The 19,634-nt window shown below is 68.0% G+C and carries 17 protein-coding genes; 13 read left to right on the forward strand and 4 right to left on the reverse strand.

Features of this window, described 5'->3' with window-relative positions; genetic code table 11:
- Nucleotide 1: 1 nt before the first annotated feature.
- Both KA419_01585 and KA419_01590 read left to right on the forward strand, forming a co-directional pair.
- Nucleotides 2-1,792, forward strand: coding sequence for an aldehyde ferredoxin oxidoreductase family protein (locus tag KA419_01585; GenBank protein MBP7864614.1), 1,791 nt, complete (start codon nucleotides 2-4; stop codon nucleotides 1,790-1,792).
- A 164-nt stretch (nucleotides 1,793-1,956) separates the two neighbouring features.
- Nucleotides 1,957-2,619 (forward strand): transposase, encoded by a 663-nt coding sequence (locus KA419_01590; protein ID MBP7864615.1) that lies wholly within the window; start codon nucleotides 1,957-1,959, stop codon nucleotides 2,617-2,619.
- Between the two features lie 283 nt (nucleotides 2,620-2,902).
- Here KA419_01590 and KA419_01595 read toward each other — a convergent pair whose 3' ends face one another.
- Nucleotides 2,903-5,221: a formylglycine-generating enzyme family protein gene (locus KA419_01595; GenBank protein MBP7864616.1), complete on the reverse strand. Its 2,319-nt coding sequence runs from the start codon at nucleotides 5,219-5,221 to the stop codon at nucleotides 2,903-2,905.
- Nucleotides 5,222-5,573: 352 nt separating this feature from the next.
- On the opposite strand from KA419_01595, the gene KA419_01600 reads away from it, so the two are divergent.
- Genes KA419_01600 through KA419_01610 form a run of 3 tightly spaced genes read left to right on the forward strand, consistent with a single transcriptional unit; the run spans nucleotide 5,574 to nucleotide 8,039 of the window.
- A complete protein-coding gene (locus KA419_01600; GenBank protein ID MBP7864617.1) occupies nucleotides 5,574-6,008 on the forward strand; it encodes an NfeD family protein in 435 nt (144 codons plus the stop codon).
- Nucleotides 6,009-6,063: 55 nt separating this feature from the next.
- Nucleotides 6,064-7,002, forward strand: a complete 939-nt coding sequence (locus KA419_01605; GenBank protein MBP7864618.1) for a paraslipin — start codon at nucleotides 6,064-6,066, stop codon at nucleotides 7,000-7,002.
- Nucleotides 6,999-8,039 (forward strand): dienelactone hydrolase family protein, encoded by a 1,041-nt coding sequence (locus tag KA419_01610; protein ID MBP7864619.1) that lies wholly within the window; start codon nucleotides 6,999-7,001, stop codon nucleotides 8,037-8,039. The genes KA419_01605 and KA419_01610 overlap by 4 nt, the downstream gene beginning before the upstream one ends.
- Before the next feature lie 267 nt (nucleotides 8,040-8,306).
- Here the strand turns inward: KA419_01610 and KA419_01615 are convergent, their stop codons facing one another.
- Entirely contained in the window at nucleotides 8,307-8,588 is a 282-nt protein-coding gene (locus KA419_01615) for a hypothetical protein (protein MBP7864620.1), read from the reverse strand.
- A gap of 44 nt (nucleotides 8,589-8,632) precedes the next feature.
- Nucleotides 8,633-8,815 (reverse strand): hypothetical protein, encoded by a 183-nt coding sequence (locus tag KA419_01620; protein ID MBP7864621.1) that lies wholly within the window; start codon nucleotides 8,813-8,815, stop codon nucleotides 8,633-8,635.
- A 125-nt stretch (nucleotides 8,816-8,940) separates the two neighbouring features.
- Between KA419_01620 and KA419_01625 the strand changes: the two genes are divergently transcribed.
- From KA419_01625 to KA419_01645, 5 genes are all read left to right on the forward strand, one after another.
- Nucleotides 8,941-9,858 (forward strand): hypothetical protein, encoded by a 918-nt coding sequence (locus tag KA419_01625; protein ID MBP7864622.1) that lies wholly within the window; start codon nucleotides 8,941-8,943, stop codon nucleotides 9,856-9,858.
- 106 nt (nucleotides 9,859-9,964) lie between these two features.
- A complete protein-coding gene (locus tag KA419_01630; GenBank protein MBP7864623.1) occupies nucleotides 9,965-11,080 on the forward strand; it encodes a LytTR family transcriptional regulator in 1,116 nt (371 codons plus the stop codon).
- Nucleotides 11,081-11,680: 600 nt separating this feature from the next.
- A complete protein-coding gene (locus KA419_01635) occupies nucleotides 11,681-12,826 on the forward strand; it encodes a linear amide C-N hydrolase (GenBank protein MBP7864624.1) in 1,146 nt (381 codons plus the stop codon).
- Between the two features lie 391 nt (nucleotides 12,827-13,217).
- The gene (locus KA419_01640; protein ID MBP7864625.1) at nucleotides 13,218-13,961 is read left to right on the forward strand and encodes a tetratricopeptide repeat protein; all 744 of its coding nucleotides are present in this window, start codon (nucleotides 13,218-13,220) and stop codon (nucleotides 13,959-13,961) included.
- A gap of 52 nt (nucleotides 13,962-14,013) precedes the next feature.
- A complete protein-coding gene (locus KA419_01645) occupies nucleotides 14,014-15,189 on the forward strand; it encodes a glycosyltransferase (protein MBP7864626.1) in 1,176 nt (391 codons plus the stop codon).
- 75 nt (nucleotides 15,190-15,264) lie between these two features.
- On the opposite strand, the gene KA419_01650 is transcribed toward KA419_01645, so the two are convergent.
- Nucleotides 15,265-15,873, reverse strand: coding sequence for a flavodoxin family protein (locus tag KA419_01650; GenBank protein ID MBP7864627.1), 609 nt, complete (start codon nucleotides 15,871-15,873; stop codon nucleotides 15,265-15,267).
- Nucleotides 15,874-15,955: 82 nt separating this feature from the next.
- Between KA419_01650 and KA419_01655 the strand changes: the two genes are divergently transcribed.
- The 3 genes from KA419_01655 (at nucleotide 15,956) to KA419_01665 (ending at nucleotide 19,614) form a co-directional block, all read left to right on the forward strand.
- Nucleotides 15,956-16,888, forward strand: coding sequence for a creatininase family protein (locus tag KA419_01655; protein ID MBP7864628.1), 933 nt, complete (start codon nucleotides 15,956-15,958; stop codon nucleotides 16,886-16,888).
- Nucleotides 16,889-16,901: 13 nt separating this feature from the next.
- Entirely contained in the window at nucleotides 16,902-17,777 is an 876-nt protein-coding gene (locus tag KA419_01660) for an alpha/beta hydrolase (GenBank protein MBP7864629.1), read from the forward strand.
- A gap of 130 nt (nucleotides 17,778-17,907) precedes the next feature.
- Nucleotides 17,908-19,614, forward strand: a complete 1,707-nt coding sequence (locus KA419_01665; GenBank protein ID MBP7864630.1) for a serine hydrolase — start codon at nucleotides 17,908-17,910, stop codon at nucleotides 19,612-19,614.
- The last annotated feature ends 20 nt before the right edge of the window (nucleotides 19,615-19,634 follow it).

The following is a 19,634-nucleotide window of genomic DNA, read 5'->3' on the forward strand; positions in this document are numbered from 1 at the left end:
CATGTACAAGGGCTACAAGAACCGTTTCCTCGAGGTCGACCTGACCCGGCGCACTTTCCGGTTCGGCACGCCGTCACCGGAGCTGTGGGAAGGCTATCTCGGCGGGAAAGGGGCCGGCCTCAAGCTCATGTGGGACCTGGGTCTGATCAACCACGACCCCTTCGCCCCGGAAAACCCGCTCATCTTCCTGACGGGCCCCTTCACCGGGACCCCGCTCCAGACGGCGGCGCGGTCGGCCCTGGCCACCAAGTCCCCCCTGACGGGGACCTTCCTCGACTCCCACGCGGGGGGGCACTTCGGCCCCCAGCTCAAGCGGGCGGGACTCGACTACCTCTTCATCACCGGCGCCGCAGACCGGCCCCTTTACCTCCACATCACCCCGTCGGGGGTGAGCTTCGAGGACGCCTCCGGGCTGTGGGGGAAGGGCATTTTCGACACCGAGGCGCAGCTGCGGGAGAAGTACCCGGACTCCCGGGTCGCGTCCATCGGGCCGGCGGGGGAAAACCGGGTCCGCTTCGCCTGCATCGGCACAGAGCTGTACCGTCAGTACGGGCGGGGCGGCGCTGGCGCGGTCATGGGGGCGAAGAACCTCAAGGCGATCGTGGCGGAGGGAAACGAGAAGATCGACTACCACGACCGCGACGGTTTCATCGAGCTGAACAAGGCGCTCACCAAGGATGTGATGGAGCACCCCAACCGCAAGCGACGCTTCGAACTGGGGACCAACATGTGGATCCGCATGGGCCAGGAGGACGGCCGCTTCCTGCCGACGCGGAACTTCCGGGACGTCCAGTTCGAGGGCTACGAAGGGATCACCTCCGAGAAAATGCGGGAGAAGCTGGGGTGGAAGAGTGTGGGCTGCCAGGGTTGCGGGATCCTCTGCTCCAAGGAGGCCGTCTGGGAAGGCAAGAGGGTGGAGGGCCCGGAGTACGAGACCACGGCGTTCCTGGGCTCCGGCTGCGGCATCGGGAGCGCCGAGGCCGTGGCCGAGGCCAACCGGCTCTGCGACGACCTCGGGCTGGACACCATCTCCGCCGGCGTCGTGATGTCCTTCGCCATGGAGGCCTTTGAAAAGGGCGTCCTGACCAGCACCGACACCGGCGGCATTCCGCTGGATTTCGGAAACGCGGAGGCCCAGCAGGCGGTCCTGGGGATGATCGCCCGGCGGGAGGGCGTAGGCGACGTCCTGGCGGAAGGTTCCCGTCTCGCCGCCCGGCAGCTCGGGAAAGGGAGCGAGTACTTCGCCATCCAGACGGCCGGGATGGAGCTGTCGGGCGTGAACATCAAGGGGTGCGCCTCCATGGGTCTCGCCCTGGCCACCGCCGACTTCGCCAGCCACACCCGGTGCTGGTCCGCCACCGCCGAGATGAAGGGACTCCTCACCTTCGAAAACACCCCCGACTGGGTCAAGGTGAACCAGGACGGGGTCAACACCCGCAACTCCCTGATCGTCTGCGATTTCCTGATGTACGACCTGGACCGCCTGGCCCCCCTCTTCGAGAAGCTCACGGGGATGCCCATGACGGACGCCCAGCTCCAGAAGACGGGGGAGAAGCTCTCCAACCTGAACCGGATGTACAACGTGCGGAACGGGCGGGACCGGACGGGGGACACCCTCCCGCGACGGTTCTTCGAGGAGAAGCACCTCGCCGGGATCTTCGAGGGGCAGCTCATGACCGAGGAAAAGTTCGGGGAGTGGCTGGACCTGTACTACGCCAGCCGGGGATGGGACGCCCGGGGCGTCCCGACCGCCGGGAAGCTCGAGGAACTCGGCTTAGGCTTCGCAAAGTAGGCGCCTTCTGCCGGAAGGCGCCACCTGAAGCATCACGCCTGCGCCGCCCGGCAGGCGGCGCGTACCGTAGGCGCCTTCTGCCGGAAGGCGCCAATCCGGCGTTACCCCTGCGCCGCCCGGCAGGCGGCGCGTACGGGAAAACATCTTTTGCCGAGGTGCTCCCCATGCCTGATCCGCTCCCTCCCATCGGCCGCGGAAAGGACATCTTCTTCACCCGACGGCGACTGCCTCACTGGGAAGTCGAAAACGGCGCCTATTTTGTCACCATCAGCCTTCACGGCGCCATTCCGACCGCCTTGGCCATTCAACTGCGCGACATGTCCCAGGCACTGCGGAAGCTGAAACCCGAAGAAGTCCGAAATGTCCGCCGGCGGATCTTCGTGCTTCTGGAAAGGCAACTCCACACCGGAGAGGGAGTTCGACACCTCGGCATTCCTGCCGTGGCGGACGTCGTGACGGAAGCCATCCATCACAGAGTTCGCAACGGGATATGGATCCCTTTGGAATGGTGCGTCATGCCCAACCATCTGCACCTCTTCATCCGGATGAGCGAAGGGACCAGGCCCGGGGAGATGGACCGGACCGTGTCGGAATTCAAGCGATGGACCGCGCACCAGGCGGAGAAAGTAATGCCGGAGAAAGTGGAACGATTCTGGCAGCGGGAGTGGTTTGATCACTGGTCACGGTCCGAGGAGGAAGACCGCCGGACGATCGCCTACATCCGCGACAACCCGGTAAAGGCGGGTCTGGTGGAGGACTACAGAAGGTGGCCCTACGGCGGGTGGAACGACCCCCCGAAAGAGGGCGCCTTCAGCCGCTCAACGTAGGCGCCTCCTGCCGGGAGGCGCCACTTCTGCGTTACTCGTGCGCCGCCCGGCAGGCGGCGCGTACGGTAGGCGCCTTCTGCCGGAAGGCGCCACTTGAAGCATCACCCCTGCGCCGCCCGGCAGGCGGCGCGTACGGTAGGCGCCTTCTGCTGGAAGGCGCCACTTGAAGCATCACCCCTGCGCCGCCCGGCAGGCGGCGCGTACTGTAGGTGCCTTCTGCCAGAAGGCGCCACTTCTATGCCATTCCGGCGTTACCCCTGCGCCGCCCGGCAGGCGGCGCGTACTATGGCAGGGTGCGAACGAGGCGGAATCCCACCCTCATCAGGCCGGACGCGGGCGTCGCGGAGGCCCGGGACGCCGAGCGGCAGTGCATGGCCCGCTGGTCGAACCCCCCGCTCCTCAGGATCCGTTTTGTACCGGAGTTCGGCCCCCGGTAATCCACCTGGCCGGTGGCGGGGTAATCGGCGAGCCAATCCCAGCACCATTCGGAGACGTTCCCGATGACGTCCCGGATTCCCCAACCGTTGGCCGCCTTCTGTCCCGTGGGGTGGGTGCGTTCCCCGGCATTGGTTTCGAACCAGCCCGCGCTTTCGAGGGCGGGATAGTACCCCGGCACGCCGGCGGCGGTGCAGTCGGGGAAACCGTAGGCCGGCTCGGCGATCCAGAAGGAGGTGGAGGTGCCCGCCCGGGCGAAATGCTCCCACTCCCCCTCGGTGGGCAGGCGGTACCCCATGGCGTCGAAATCGCAGTAGTACGGGCCCGTGTTGTAGTTGGACGCCGTCACGGGGGTCTGGAACTGGGGGTCCGTGTAGTAGCAGGGCTGGAAACCCTGTTGCACGGACAAGCGGTTGGCGAACAGCACCGCGTGCATCCACGTCGCGCACTGGACCGGGCAACCGGTTTCGTCGCCGCCCCAGTCGTGGCTCGGGTCGGCGGGGAGGGTCGGCTGGACCGCCCGGAGGGCCGCCCACATCCCACGGGTCACCTCCGTCTCCATGGCGGCGATCTTCCGCGTCAGGAGGTGAGCAAATGCGGGGTTGTCGTTGTTCACCGTGCAGGGCTCACCGCTCGCCGACCCCTGCATGAGCAGCCCCGTCGGGCAGAAGCGCAACTTCCCGACAAGGGCGTCGTTCGCCACCAGGTCCCCGGCCGTCCCGTTGACGGGCTCGGACTGGGCCGCGAAGAAGAGGTGGCGGTCCCCGGCGGTGTTGCCGGTGATGTCGATGGGGCAGGCGATGGCCCGGTTGGAGCGGACGACGACGGTGTCGATGCCGTCGTAGCCCACCCCCGGCCAGATCCCGCTGGACAGGTTGACGTACTTGGCGTGGGGCGCCACCTCGACCCGGACGGGGTAGGCCACCATCTTTCCCGCCTTCCAGGCCTCAAGGGTCGCCGTCATCCCGTTGGACGTGGAATTGACCAGCGCCACCCCCGTGTAGTTCATCCAGGGCCGCACGGCATTGGGCAGCACCCAGTCCTGGGCGGTGTTCCCGGAGAGGAAGAATTCGCACACGCTGGGAGAGTCGCCGAACCGGTAGACGGCCTTGACCAGCAGGCCCGTCGCGGAGAGCGAGAGAGACCCCTCGTAGTTCAGGGAGGTGCTGGGGATGGTCATCCAGGAGCGGGCCGGGACCGAGCCGTTGAGGGGCAGGCCCACCGCGTTCCCGTTCAGGTCGTACCGGCTGTAGTTGTACGTCACGGAAGCGGAACCGCCGTTGTAGAGGGCCAGGCTCGTCTTCCAGCCGCCGGCGGCCGTCACGTGGGAACACCAGAAGGTGGTGGCCTCCGGGGCCGCTTCGATCCCGTCAAAGCCCACCGGGGCCGGCCCGCGGGTCGGCGTCCCCCCCTCCCAGGCCCGCGGCCGCCGGTTCGCCGCCATACGGAAGGACTCGGGCTCCACGGGCCCGGAGCTGAGCGCCTGCGGACGGCCGGAGAAAAAGAGGTGCCGGTCGCCGGCCGTGTTCCCGGTGATGCTGATGGGAGCGGGGATGGGGTTGGTCGCCGTGACGACGATCGTGTCCAGGTCGGCGTAGCCCAGGCCCGGGAAGAGCAGGCCGGACACCCGGACGATCTTGACCTTGCCGGCCGGGTTGAGGCTGAGGTCCGGCGCCACCTTGACGCCGTTCTTCCAGGCGGAGAACGTGACGGTCGTGTTCCCCGCCTGGGCGTTGACGAGGGCCACCCCCGTGTAGTCCATCCAGCTCAGGACGGTGTTGGGGATCACCCAGGTGGTCTGCGGTTCACCCCCGAGGAAGAACTCGCAGACGCTGGGGGAGTCGCCGCTCTGGTAGACGGCCTTGACCAGGAGATTGTCCGCCGAGCTGAGGTGAAAGGTCCCCTCGTAGTTCAGGACGGCGCCGGACAGCGTTGTCCAGGACCGGGCGCCCACCAGGCCGATCGTGCCGGTCCCGATCATCCCGCCGCTGTTGTCGTACTTGCTGCAGAAGAACATGGCCCCGGAGTACCCCGGATTATAAATGGAGATGCTGGTCTTCCAGCCGCCGGCGGCGGTGACGTGGGGACACCAGACGTCGGTGCCCGCCGGCGCGGCGACGCAAAAGACGCAAGCGGACAGCAGAAGTGCGGTCAGAATCCTTTTCATGAACCCTCCTCGTGTTTGCCCCCGCGGGGCGCGGTTTCGCGGCGGGGACGGGCGAAGCTCGCCGGCCGGGTCCACCGCCGCACCGGGTTGGACGGACGCGGCCGGAAAAATCCCCCCCCGTGCGGCGAAAAGAGCGACCGGTGCGGCGAACGCGGGCCCGGTCGCCTGGGGCCGGGCAGCCTCGTCGCCGCCGGGCGGGGGTGCCGGGTGAGCGGCTGGAACGCCGGGATTCCCCTTGACTCCCCCCGGATTTTTCCCTACTCTGGGCCCATGACCCCTCTGGTACTTTGCACCAGGCCATGAAGTTTCACGGGGAAGCCGGCAGGCCCTTCAACCGGCGCGGGAGGTGGCGATGGAGCCCTGGGTCGTTTGGTTGGTGGCAGCAGCCGTGCTGGTCGCCCTCGAACTGGCGAGCGGCACGTTCTACCTGCTGGTGATGGCCGCCGGCCCCTTGGCCGGGGCTCTTCTGGCCCGGTGGGGACAGCCGGTGTGGTTCCAGCTCCTGGGGGCGGCCGCCGTCTCCGGGGCCGGTGCGCTCATTCTCCGGCACGCCCGGAAAAAGGGCCGGCTGGGGGCCGGGGGGGAACCCATGGCCTGCCTGGACATCGGGCAGACGGTCCGGGTCGAGGCGTGGAGCGGCGCCTACGCGACCCGGGCACGGTACCGGGGCGCGGAGTGGGACGTGGAACTCGAACCCTCCGCCCGGGGTGACGCTCCTCCCCCGGCGGGCGAGTACGTGATCGTGGACGTGAGGGGGAGCCGGCTGATCGTCGGCCCGCCCCGCTGAGCCGTCGCGCTGCGGGTCGCGGGGCCGGCTGTCCGAACCGACAAGGAGAGAGGGAATGGAAATCGTATCGATCGTCGTCGTGGTCGTCGCCGCCCTGTTCATCATCAAGAGCATCCGGATCGTTCCCCAGCAGCACGCCTGGGTGGTGGAACGCCTGGGCAAGTATCACCAGACCCTGCCGCCGGGCCTGAGCGTCATCATCCCCTTCGTGGACCGGGTCGCCTACCGGCACTCCCTCAAGGAGATCCCCCTCGACGTTCCCAGCCAGGTCTGCATCACCAAGGACAACACCCAGCTCACCGTGGACGGCGTGCTCTACTTCCAAGTGACGGACCCCATGAAAGCGTCCTACGGGTCGAGCAACTTCGTCGTCGCCATCACCCAGCTCGCCCAGACCACGCTGCGAAGCGTGATCGGACGCCTGGAACTCGACCGGACCTTCGAGGAGCGCGACTTTATCAACCACAGCGTCGTCAACGCCCTCGACGAGGCCGCGACGAACTGGGGGGTCAAGGTCCTGCGCTACGAGATCAAGGACCTCACGCCGCCGGTGGTGATCCTCCACGCCATGCAGGCGCAGATCACCGCCGAGCGCGAGAAGCGCGCCCTCATCGCGGCCTCGGAGGGCCGCCGCCAGGAGCAGATCAACCTGGCCGTGGGCGCGCGCGAGGCGGCGATCGCCAAGTCCGAGGGTGAGAAGCAGGCGGCCATCAACAAGGCCCAGGGCGACGCCACCGCCACCCTCACCATCGCCGAGGCCAACGCCGAGGCCCTGCGGAAGATCGCCGCCGCCCTCCAGGAGCCCGGAGGCCACGAGGCCGTGAACCTCAAGGTGGCCGAGCAGTACGTCCAGGCCTTCGCCAACCTGGCCCAGGCCGGCAACACGCTGATCCTCCCCGCGAACCTGGGGGACCTGGGCGGCCAGATCGCCGCGGCGATGCAGATCATCCGCTCCAGGATCGGGACGGGCGGCGCCCCGCCGAGCCAGGGATGACCGGCCCCGTTTCCCGCGGCCGGCGGGCCCTCTTCACCGCCCTGGGCTTGCTCCCGCTGATGGTCGCCGGGGGGCCCGGTTTCGCCCGGCCAAGCCCCGCCGTCCCCGGGCCCGGCCAATCCCGGGCCACCCCGCCGCTGACCGACCTGCCGGTGGCGTGCCGCTCTCTCCTCTGGCACGACCCGGACCGGGACAAGCACGCGGTGCCCTTCCTCCTCCTTCACCCCTGCCGCGCGGCGGGGGACGACCGCCCCGCGCCGGGCGGTCCCTGGCCGCGGGTGATCTGCGCCCACGGCTTCACCCTGGGCGCGGCGTCGCTGAGGCCCGTGGCCGAGAGGCTCGCCGCGGCGGGCTACGTGGTGGCCCTCCCCGACACCGAGACCGGCTTCCTCCCCTTCCCCAGCCACCGGGCCCTGGCCTTGGACATGGTCTTCCTGGCGGAACGCCTCCGGGCGGAGTCGGCGGACGGGGGTTCGCCCCTGGCCGGCCTGGCGGGGGAGGGCCTTGCCTTCTCCGGGCACTCCATGGGCGGTGGGTGCGCCTTCCTCGCGGCGGCGGAGGCGGAGAAGGCCGGGAGGGGCCCGGGTACCGTGGCGGTGATGGCCCCGGCCCGAACGCGCCCGTCCTCCCTGGAGGCGGCACGGTCGCTCCCGTGGCCCGTGCTGGTGGTGGCCGGGCAGGACGACCGGGTCCTCTCGCCCGCCATCGGCCCCGACGCCCACTACGCCGCCGCCGCGTCGCCCGACAAGGCCCTGCTGGAAATTGCCGGCGCCAACCACGGGGCTTTCGCCCTCCCGCACTGGGCCGCCGCCCTGGTGGAAAAGGGGCCCGCCATCACGGCGCAGACCCAGCAGGCCCTCACGGCCGAATGCCTCCGCGCCTGGCTGGATGCCTGCCTGAAGGGCAGGAACGAGGCCTGGAAAGCCCTGACCGCCGCCCTGCCTTCAGACCCTCGTTTCTCCCGCTTTCAGATCGGCCCAGGCTCCGGCAGCGAGTCCGCGAACTCCGAAGCGCGGCAGCGAGTCCCCGGGCGCTGATCCCGATGTCGATGGTGTTGTCCAGGATCCCGCACCGCACCCGCGGCGTCGGTACACCGTTGGGCTGCAGCGAGATCCGGGGATGGAGCCAGAGCGCTTCGTCGCGTTGCAGAAAGCAGGTGCAGATGCCCTTCAGAAGGGAAAAATCCAGGCACACCCCCCTCCGCCGTGGAGCTTCAACCGGACGAAACCGTGCTTTCACCCGGTCGACCGGTGATATGACCCGACTGCGGATTTGTCGCGGGATGTTCTGAAGCGAAGGGCTTATTATCGGCTCGAAAGGGGTGTCTCGTCCGATAGCCGGACGATGGCGTCCTCCCGGATGTAGAAGTTCCATTCCGGGGAAGCGACCGGGCCGGTCGCCCGGATGGTGAAGAACTCGCGGGTGACGGTGGCCTGAAAGGTGAACCCGTCGATCTCCGGGTTGGGCTCGTGGAAACGATGGTCGAGCTTCCCCGCGCGGGCGAGGTCCTGAAGCGAACCGTAGGCGCCCTTCGCCGCGGGTGAGGCACTGTAAGCCACCTCGGCGGAGGCGATGTTGCGCAGCATGGCAACCGCGGCCGATCGTCGGGCAGTCGAGTCGAGGCTCGACATCAGCCGTTCGCCGCCAACCAGGCCTGGAGGTCCCCGGCGGTCCGGGGCTTGAGGATCGCGGTGTCATAGGACCCTACGCGGACGCGACGGACCGCGGGGTCCGTGAACGAGGAGAGGGAGGGGGAACTCAGGTGCGATGGGATGGCAAGCAGCAGGATGACCATGCCCATAAACAGAATCATCAGTGTGGCGACGACCACCTTTCCCCTTGATTTTTCCCGGTTGAAACATTACCTTCCCCGCAAGGTTCCAGGTTCGGGGCGAACGCCGGCGGAGCCGGGCGTCCATCGGGAAAAGGAGGACGGAAATGCGAAGGAAATTGGTCGGGATGCTCACTCTCGCGGCGGTCCTGCTGCTGGCGGCCGGGTGCGGAAAACCGGGCGCCGACACCGGGAAACCCAAGGGGCTGAAGGAGCTTCTCGGCTCCAAACCCGGTTTCCCGGAGCACTTCAAGGGGATCGACATCCTCACCCCCGAGAAGACACTCCTCGAAAAGTTCCCGGAGCTGAAGGGCAAGCGTCACAGCCGCGGCTACACGGTGACCGTCCCCGGCTTCGACCCGAACACCACGGTGGTCCTGGACGTGGAGAAGCCCGATCCCAAGGCGGAGCCGACCCTGCGCAGTTTCGCCATCTGCCTGGACCGGAGGTCGCAGGAAGAGAGCATCCTGCCCATCCTCGAAGCCGCCTGGGGCAAGGCCCCTTACGGCAGCGAGGAGTACGGGTGGACCTGGATGAACCCCGAGGCCCGCCTGCGGGCGCACTACCGTTATGTGCCGAAAGAAAAGGCCGCCGGGGACTACAAGGGGAAACACATCGTCAGCTTCGTCCGTTACCTCCCGCTCGAGGTGTTCCTCAGGGAAGCCACCGGCGAGACTCCCATCGCGGCGAAGCCGATCATCGGCCTTCCCGAGACGGAGCTTCAGGCCTACGCCGTGAGCGTGTTCGGGACCTGGGACCCGTTCCGCAAGGACCTACGGATCGACTGGGGGATCGACCGGCAGCTTTACACGGTGGTGAACCCCTTCGTCGAGAACGGGGTCGTGGTGGGGTGGCGGGCCTCGCTGGGATCGGATTACCGGGAGAAGGTCACCGCGGTCCTCGGCCCGCCGGTGGAGGAAAGCGTGGACTCCCAGGGGAACTCGCTGGTCGTCTTCCGGCGTGAACCCCGGGTCGCCCTCCAGCAGTTCTCGATGTGGTACCTCTGCGCGGGCAAGACCCCCTGACGCTGTCCGCCGTGGCGCCAGCTTCAGCCGGCGCGGAACAAACCAGAGAAGAACGGCGGAAGTCAGACGCGGCATCGACTTCGGCCCGCCAAGCATGAGCAGAAAGATGACGCCCCATTTGCTGTCCCGCTTCCGGGAACCCTACCCCTCGAACTTCACTGCGGCCTCGTCACTGCGGCACGGGCTCGGTTCGGGGCTCTTCGTCGTGCTCTTCATGGTGGTCGCCCAGCCCTTCGGCCTCGGCGAGCTGGCCGAGGAGATCCGGACGGTCCTCTACGCCGGCTACGGCCTCGTCACCGCCGGGGCCATCGGGGTCACGGGGCTGGTCGTCCCCCGCCTCTTCCCGCGGTGGTGCCGGGAGGAGGACTGGACCGCCGGTCGCTTCATCCTCTTCGCCGGCGGGGTGATGCTCCTCATCGGCCTGGCCAGTTTCGCGTTCACCCGCCAGGTCTTCGTCGCGTACGGGTTTCCGCTGACCCACCTCGACCTCTCCCGGGTGATGGCGGGGACCGTGCTCATCGGGGTCTTCATCATCGCGACGATCACCCTGGCGAACCAGAATCGCCTCCTGCGCCGCAACACCCGCATCGGCGAGGCCGCCAACGCCCGGCTCGGCGTCGCCGGCCCCCGGGACGGTGACGCGGCCAGGCCTTCGGACGTCGCAGCGCCCCAGGAACCGGGTGACGAAGCGCCGGCGGGCGACGGGGGGACACGCCCCCTCTCGGCGACGGGCGGGCGGGGGGACGAAGCGACAGAAGCCCCGGAGAAGGCGGATGTCGTCCCGACCGACGAAGCGGCGGGGACGGCCCTGCCGGCCCCGGCCGGACCCGTGCCGGCTCAGGCCTCCCCGGCCGCTCCCGCGCCGCTGCCGGAGGTGATCACCCTGGTGGTGGAGGACGGGAGGAAGCGCCTCCGGTTCCGGTCGTCCGAACTGGTCGGCCTCTCGGCGGACGAGAACTATGTCGAGGTCCGGCTCCAGCGGGAAAAAGAACCCGTCGTCCTCGTTCGAAGCACCCTCGCCGGGCTCGAGGCCCAGTTGGCGGCTTACCACCCCCGCCTGTTCCGCTGCCACCGCGCCCACCTCGTGAACACGGCCCGGATCCGCGGCGTCACCGGCAACGCCCAGGGGCTTCGCCTGAGACTCGAGGGCCGGGACGAACCGGTCCCGGTCTCCCGCCGCTACGTGGAGGAATTCCGCCGTCGAGTTCTGCCCCTCCTCTGACCCGCTCAACGTTCTCACCAAGCCTGTTGCCATCCGGCTCGCAGTCGGGGATAGGCTGTAGGCTGTAGTCCCTGCGAAGTAAGATCTTTGGCAAAATGAGCAAGATTTTAGATCATCGGTGGGCTCCCACCGCTTTCAGAGCGGGGAAACCCGATGCGGGGACGGAGGAGGGAATCCCGGCCGCGTCGTCCGGCATGCCCCGGGGCTAAAATGCCCCACTGGTGCTGATCCGGTTCCGGAATCGACGTATCCGGTCTCTCGCAAAGGCGCCAAGCTCGCAAAGAAAAACGGGTCGCCAGGGATGCGGCCAAAGGGCACGAAAGTGTCCCTTATTCTGAATTCTGAATTCTGAATTCTGAATTCTTCGTTCACGTGGTTCGGGGTTCCTCCTCCGCTTCCAACGTTGCGATGCCGGACGGCTTTTCGCCTTTTGTCCCTCTTCGCCCCTTGCCTTGGCGGGTTCACCCCCCGCGGGATTCCCGGTCTTGCCGGTCGTCACAAAGGCCTTGACGTTCGTCACGGGGCCCTTGGAACGGGCCTTGGCGTTTCGTAGGATCGGTTCGGCGGGCAATCCCGCCGAATCGACGACGGAGGTCTTCCATGTTCAGCAACCGTATCCTGATGTCCATCGTGATCCTCGTGGCCGCGACACTGCTGGTCCCGGCGCCCGCGCAGGCCTGTTCCGCCTTCGTGACGGACGGCGGCGGTCCCGTTCTTTTCGGCCGCAACTTCGACTTCTTCACCGGCACCGGTTTCGTGACGGTCAACCCCCGGTCGCTGGAAAAGACCGCCCTGGTGCCCCCGCCCGAGGTCCCGGCGAAGTGGGTGTCCCACTACGGCAGCGTGACCTTCAACCAGGTGGGGCGGGAGTTCCCCATGGGCGGCATGAACGAGAAGGGCCTCGTGGTGGAGTGCCTCTGGCTCAACGCCACGCAGTACCCGGCCCCCGACGGCCGGGCGGCCCTGACCGAGCTGCAGTGGATCCAGTACTGCCTCGACACCTGCGCCACGGTGGCCGACGTTTTGGACGCCGACCGGAAGGTTCGGATCCTCCCCAGCGCCACGCGCCTCCACTTCCTGGTCTGCGACCGCAGCGGCGCCGCGGCGGTGGTGGAGTTCGTCGGCGGGAAGACCGTCACCCGCGGACCGGCGGGCCTGCCGGTCCGGGCCCTGGCCAATGCGGTCTACGGGGATTCCCTGGAGGCCCTGAAGGGGTTCCGCGGCTTCGGGGGCGAGCGGGAGATTCCCGCCGCCGTCCAGGAGAACGACGTGCGCTTCGCCCGGATGGCCGGCGCGCTCCGCGAGCTTTCCGGCCGCGCCGGCGCGGGCGGCCTCGACCGGGCCTTCGACCTGCTGCGGCGATCCCGTTACGACGGGGAAGAGAGCCCCACCCAGTGGAGCATCGTCTACGAGCCCGCCCGCGGGGAGATCCACTTCGTCACGCGGCAGGCCCCGGCGCGACAGCGGGTTCGCCTGGCCGACTTCGGCTTCGACTGCACCACCCCGGCGAAGGTGCTCGCCCTGGACCCGCCGCCCGACGGCGGGCCGGCCCGCGGCTTCACCGACTACGACGCCGCCGTCAACGCCGCGCACACGCGGGCAACGATGGCCGCCATGAAGAAGGCGGGGTACTGCGGCGACCTGCCGGACTTCGTCCCCTTCATCCTCGGGGCCTACCCGCAGACCCTCACCTGCGCCTCCGCCGAGAAACCGGGGAAAACCACTAATAACACTGATCTTCACTAATAGAAGTGAATTGTTTGTAGCGGGGGCGGCGGGGTCGCCGTCCAGTCGACCAGAAACCTCGTTTCGCAACCCTTTCTTTCCAGGCATGTTGCGAATTTGTTTCTGGAGAGGTAGTTAGCGATTTAGACTGAAGGGGTTTAGGTCCGACTGCTGAATCATGGCCCGCGTGAACAGCATGCCTCGTTTCCGGAAACCTGTTCGTGTACTGCGCGTATTTCGTGGTTCCTCTTCCGGCTTATCCGGGTTGGGACAGGGGCAGGGGACGGGTCCCGGCGGGAAAAGCCGTTCACGGACGAAGAGCGTTTGACAAGAAGACCCGTTCCCGGTATCTTCTGGGCACCGCCGTTCCCGCCCGTGGACGACGCGGATTCCCCCGGTGGAGGCACTGCCCGTGCGAAAAACCATACCGTTCCTGCTCCTTTTCATCCTCTCCCTGTGCACGTCAGGGACCGCAGCGGCGGAGGAGAAAGCCCCGGCGGCCGCGAACCCGCTGCAGGAGTACCTGCTGAAGAAGGACCCGGCGTCTTACCAAAAGGCCGTGGCCCATTTCACCGGCCTTCTCGAGAAGAAGCCGGGGGACCCCGTCGCCTTGCTCATGCTGGCCAACCTGGGCCTGATGCAGGTCGAGAGCTCCCTGGAGACCCTCGAGAAGCAGGCCGACACGCTGAGCCGCGCCCAGAAGTTCCAGTTCGCCAACCTCCTGCTCGCGCTCAAGGAGTACGACAAGGCGATCCGGTTCTACACCCAGTTGAACGACGCCTTCCCCCAGTGGTCCTGCCCCTGGCGGCACAAGGGGGAGGCCCTCTGGAAGGCGGGCCGGCTCGACGACGCCGAGAAGGCCCTCCTCAAGGCCATCGAGACCCGCGAGACCCACTACGACGCCTACGTCATGCTGGCGGAGGTCCGCAGGGACATGAAGAAGTACCCCGAGGCCCTGGCCGCCCTGGAAAAGGGACTCTCCTTCAAGGGGAAAGATACCGAGGACCCGGAGGACGAGGTGGCCCCGGTTCGGGAACTGTGGCTTCACCTGGACCTGCTCAAGCTCAACGGCCGGGAGAAGGACGAGCAGTACCAGCTCATCCGGGCGAAACTCGAAAAGATCAACCCCGAGGACGAACGGCTGAAAACCCACTGACCGGCCTCCGCCGGTTCCGGCCGACGGGGTTGTTCCCGCACGGAGGGGCGACATGACGGCCACGGCATGGACGGGAACGATCCTCGTCGTTTTCTTCTGCCTGCTCTGGGTGGTCTCGCACCTCCACATCCTCCGGACTCTTCTCCGGGTCCGCCGCTTCGAGGCGGCAGCGCCACCGCCGCCCGGGCGTTGGCCGCGGCTCTCCGTGGTGATCGCCGCCCGCGACGAGGCCGCGACGCTCCCGGGCGCCATCCGGACCCTGCTGGCGCAGGACTACCCCGACCTCGAGATCGTTGTGGTGGACGACCGTTCCACCGACGGCACCGGGGACCTCGTCGACGCGCTTTCCCTGGAGGACGGGCGCGTGCGCGCGATCCACGTCCGGGAGCTTCCCGCGGGGTGGCTGGGGAAGGTCCACGCCCTCGACGCCGGGACCCGCGCGTCTTCCGGCGAGTGGGTCCTCTACACCGACGCCGACGTGCACTTCGCCCCGGGAACGCTGCGAAAGGCCGTGTCCGACGTCGAGTCCCGGGGTCTGGACCACCTGGTCCTGATGCCGGGCTTCCGGGAGGCCTCGTTTTGGATGAACGTCGTCCTGAGCGCCTTCCTGGGCGGGTTTCTCCTCCTCACCCGGCCGGCCTCCATCGGGCGGCCCCGTTCCCGGGCCTTTGCCGGGGCGGGGGCCTTCAACCTGGTCCGGCGCGCGGCACTGGAACGGACCGGGGGCTTCGAGTGGCTCCGGATGGAGGTGGTGGACGACGTGGGGCTCGGTCTGATGTTGCACCGGGCCGGCGCCCGCGGCGGTTTCGCCGTGGCCTTCCGGGAGGTGAACGTCCGGTGGTACCCGACCGTGGGGGCCCTGGTCCGGGGCCTGGAGAAAAACCTCTTCGCCGGGGCCCGGTACAGCCTGTTCCGGCTGTTCGCCAGCCTCCCGGGAATTGCGGCGCTCCTCCTGGCTCCCGGGGCGTCCCTGGTGATCCGGGGCGTCCCCTTCCTCTGGACGGCCGGGGCGGCGGCGGCGCTGTCGCTGATCGCCGTCGCCCTGGTCCTGAAAGCCCGTCACCGGCTGCCGCTCCTTCCCGCCCTGCTTTCCCCGGCCGGCACCGCGGTCCTGGCGGTGGCGATGCTGCGCTCCGGGGTCCGGTGCACTCTCCGGGGCGGCATCGACTGGCGGGGGACGTTCTACCCGCTTGGCGAGCTGCGGCGCGGACAGCGACTGATCATCTGAGACGAAGACGGCCAGGACGATGCCGATCCAGCCGGAGACGGAGGATCGGAGAATTCCGCCGGGAAAAGACGGCGGTCAGGGTGCGGCCGTCGGGTAAGCGTCACGGTGCGGCCCGATGGCCTTTCCCAGCCAGGCGATCACGGCGCCCAGGTGGGCCATGTTGGCGTTCCCCTCGTCGTCCGAGCACACGTCTCCCGCTTCCAGGCCGACGCCGAAATTCCAATAGGTGGACCCCGGCACGATCATCTGGGAAATCTGGAACAGGTGGTTGATGGTGTCGAAGGCGTGGGTGGCCCCGCCGCGGCGCTGCGCCACCACCGCGGCCCCGATCTTGCCCCGCAGCAGGCCCCCGCCCGCCATCGCCACGAGGCCGGCCCGGTCGATCAGGGCCTTCAGTTCGGCGGTAATGCTGGCAAAGTAGCAAGGTGAGCCCAGGACCAGGGCGTCGGCCGAGAGGATGCGCTCGAACAGGGCGGCGAAGTCGTCGTCGGGGCGGCCGACACAGCGCCCGTCCCCCGTGGCGAAGCAGCCCATGCAGCCAGTGCACCCTTCCAGCCGGTAGTCCGCGAACTGGACCAACTCCGTTTCCCACCCCGCCGACGCAAGGGGTTCCAGGACCTTCTTCAGCAGAAGAAAGGTGTTGCCTTCTTTCCGGGGGCTTCCGTTGACGGCTAAAACTCTCATGGGTATAACTCCAAACGGTATTCCATCGTACAATAACTTTTACCGCGCTTCGAGGCAAGACCGGATTTTCAGGAGGTTCTTCATGGTTCGTGCAAAATCGCGTCCCCGGCTCAGGGTTATCCTGTCCACCGCTCTCGCCCTGGCCGTTGCCGTCGCACTGCCCGTGGCGGCGGCGGACACCACCACCGGCGAGACCGCCACCGGCGCCCGACGCCCCTTCTACATGCCCCACATGTCCTGGGACGAGGTGGAAGATTACCTCGAGGACTGCGACATGGTCATCGTCCCCGTCGGTTCCATGGAGCAGCACGGGAAGCACCTGCCCCTCTGCTCGGACATCGTCCAGGCCACGGAGATCTGCCTGAGGATCGGCCAGAAGGCCAGGGTGCTGGTGGCCCCGGCGGTCCTCGCCGGGGTCTCGGAGCACCACATGGCCTTCCCGGGGACCCTCAGCCTGTCGCCGGCCACCTTCGAGGCGGTGCTTTACGAAACCACCCAGTGTCTCATCGCCCACGGTTTCCGGCGGATCATCTATTACTCCGGGCACGGCGGGAACTACACCTCCGTGTCCAACGTGGCCTTCCAGATCAACCGGGACACCGAGGCCCTGGCCATCGACCTCCTGCACGTCGAGTTTCCCGCTCCGGACCCGAAGATCGCGGCCCTCAAGGACGACTCCCACGCCGGCGTCGAGGAGACCTCCATGATGCTGTTGCTGGCGCCGGGCCTGGTCCGGATGGACAAGGCGGAGAACCCGAAGCTCACTTACCCGCCCCTCGCCCGGAAAATCCGGGAGAAGGCTGACGGTTTCGCGAAGGAGGCGCTGCTGAACGCGCTCCTGTACCAACCGCTCCGGTCGGGGAAGCTCAGTTCCACCCGGGAACTCTCCAACAACGGCGTGGTGACCGGCGAGGACCTGAAGCTCTCCAGCGAGGAGATCGGTCGCCTCGCCGTGGACTACCGGGTCGACGGCGTGGTCCGCTTCATCGAGGCGTGGCGGAAAGTCAAACCCTGAGGAGGACGGCATCATGAACACCCCTCTCATCCCAACCCTGGCCCTGTCCATGCTCCTGGCCCTCCCGGCCCCGGCCGCGGGCGGGGGGGCCGCCCCCGTCAAGGTCGAGCGGAAAACCTGCAAGGCGGACGACGGCGTCACCCTGGTCTACTCCGTCTGCGGGAAGGGCGAACCGGCGCTGGTCTTCATCCACGGCGGGCTGGCCGACCGCAGCTTCTGGGACGCCCAATTGCAGGCCTTCGGGGCCCGGCACCGGGTGATCGCCCTGGACCTGGCGGGCCACGGCGAATCGGGGACCGACCGGAAGCACTGGAGCCTCCCCGCCTTCGGCGGCGACGTGCGCGCGGTGATCCGGGCGGAGAAGGTGAAGAAGGCCATCCTCTTCGGCAACTCGATGGGCGGGCCGGCCGCCGTGGAGGCCGCCCTCCTCCTCCCCGGGGTGGTGACCGGGGTCGTCGGGGTCGACACCTTCCACCGCGTCGACGAGCGGATCACGGCCGAGGAGGTCCAGGCGCGGGCGTCGGCCTTCCAGAAGGACTTCGCGGGAAGCGTCAAGGCCATGACCCGCATGCTGTTCCCCCCCGACGCCGACCCCGCGCTCGTGGCCGAGACCGAGCGAAGGATGGCGAAAACCTCGCCCGACGCCCTTCACGCCCTGTTCCTGGGGATGGCCGGCTACGACATGGGGGCGGCGGTCCGGCGACTGACCGTGCCCCTGCGGGTCATCAACGGCGACCTCTTCCCCACGGACACGGCCGCCAACCGGAAGGTCAAGCCCGACTTCGAGGCCGTGATCATGCCGCACACGGGCCATTACCCGATGCTGGAGAGGCCCGGTGAGTTCAACCGACTGGTTGCCGACGCCGTCAAGGCGCTGACGAAACCCTGAGCCGGGAGGGGCGCGGAAGGTGGGTGCGGGGTTCGGCTCGGCTGCATCCGGAGTTCAGGCTGAAGTTGTTCCACATCCGGGATTTTCCCGCGCAAGCTGAAGCTTGCGCCACCACTTACAGGAGGAGTGAATGAAGATTTCGAAAACCGTTTCCCTGCGGGGCGCCTTGACCCTGGCCCTGGTGGCCGGGGCGCTCTGGACCCTGTCCGCCGGCACCGCCCCGCCGGCCACCGCCGGGCTCGACGTTGAACTCGCGCGGGAAATCGACGCCGTCATGGGCGAGATGTTCAAGCCCGGCGAGCCGGGGGCCGCCGTCATTGTCGTCCGCGACGGCAAAACCCTCTTTCGCAAGGGCTACGGCATGGCCAACCTCGAACTGGGCGTGGCGGTGGAGCCCGACATGATCTTCCGCATCGGGTCCATGACCAAGCAGTTCACCGCGGCGGCGATCCTGCTGCTGGCGGAAGAGGGGAAGCTCTCCCTCCAGGACGAGGTCACGAAATACCTTCCCGGGGTGAAGACCGGCGGGAAGAAGATCACGCTCGAGCACCTGCTGACGCACACCTCCGGCTTGCCCAGCTACACCGAGGCGGAGGGGTGGCCCAAGCTCTGGCGGCAGGACATGAGCATCGAGGAGATCCTCGACCTCACGAAGGACAAGCCCCTCGAGTTCGCCCCGGGCGAGCGCTGGAACTACTGCAATACCGGGTACGTCATGCTGGGGGCCGTCGTCGAGAAGGTCTCGGGTCAGACCTTCGGCGATTTCGTCGAGGCGAAGATCTTCAAACCGCTGGGCATGAACCGCACATCCTACGACAGCACCGAGCGGGTGATCCCGCACCGCATCCCCGGGTATCACCAGGGCAAGGACGGTTTCATCAACGCCCCTTACCTCAGCATGACCCAGCCCCACGCCGCCGGCGCCCTCATCTCCACCGTGGACGACCTGGCCCTCTGGAACGAGGCCGTCTTCGCGGGGAAGGTGCTCAAGGCGGAGTCCCTGGGCAGGGCGATCACACCCTTCAAGACCACCGGGGGCGAGTCCACGGGCTACGGGTACGGCTGGATGATCGGCAGCCTCCGGGGCCACCGCACCGTCGAGCACGGCGGGGGGATCATGGGCTTTTCGTCCTACGGTCTGAGCCTTCCCGACGACGGGATCTACGTCGCGGTCCTGACCAACGGCGTGGGCCCGGGCCGCGATCCCGAGTCCCGGGCGGTGCGCGTCGCCGAGGCGGCCCTGAACCTCCCCCCGGAGGCCATCCAGGCCGTCACCGTCCCCGAAAAGGACCTGGACGCGCTCGTCGGGGTGTACGAGGGTCCCACGGGGCAGACGCGCTACATCACCCGGGAGGGGGACAAACTCTGCTCCCAGCGCAAGGGGAGCCAAAAATACACCCTGACGGCCCTGTCCCCCACCGAGTTCCGCTTCCCGGACTCGCCCACCCGTCTCCTGTTCCACAAGGACGACCAGGGGAAAGTCGATGGCGTACGCCTCGAGACCCGGGTCGGCATGGCCGAGACCTACCGGAAAACGGACAAGCCCCTGCCGGCCGCCCGCAAGGAAATCACGCTGGAGCCGAAGCTGCTGGAGCGTTACGTCGGCGAATACGAACTCCAGCCCGGTTTTTCCCTGGTCTTCACCGCCGAGGACGGGCGCCTGATGATCCAGGCCACGGGGCAGCCCAAGTTCGAGGTCTTCCCCGAATCCGAGACCCGCTTCTTCCTCAAGGTGGTCGACGCCCAGGTGGAGTTCACCCTGGGCGAGGGCGGCAAGGCTACGGGGCTGACCCTCCACCAGGCCGGGGCGCACCTTCCGGGGAAGCGAATCCGGTAGGGGTTCACCCGGCGGGTGGG

The organism is Acidobacteriota bacterium, assembly GCA_018001935.1.
GTDB lineage: Bacteria > Acidobacteriota > JAAYUB01 > JAAYUB01 > JAAYUB01 > JAGNHB01.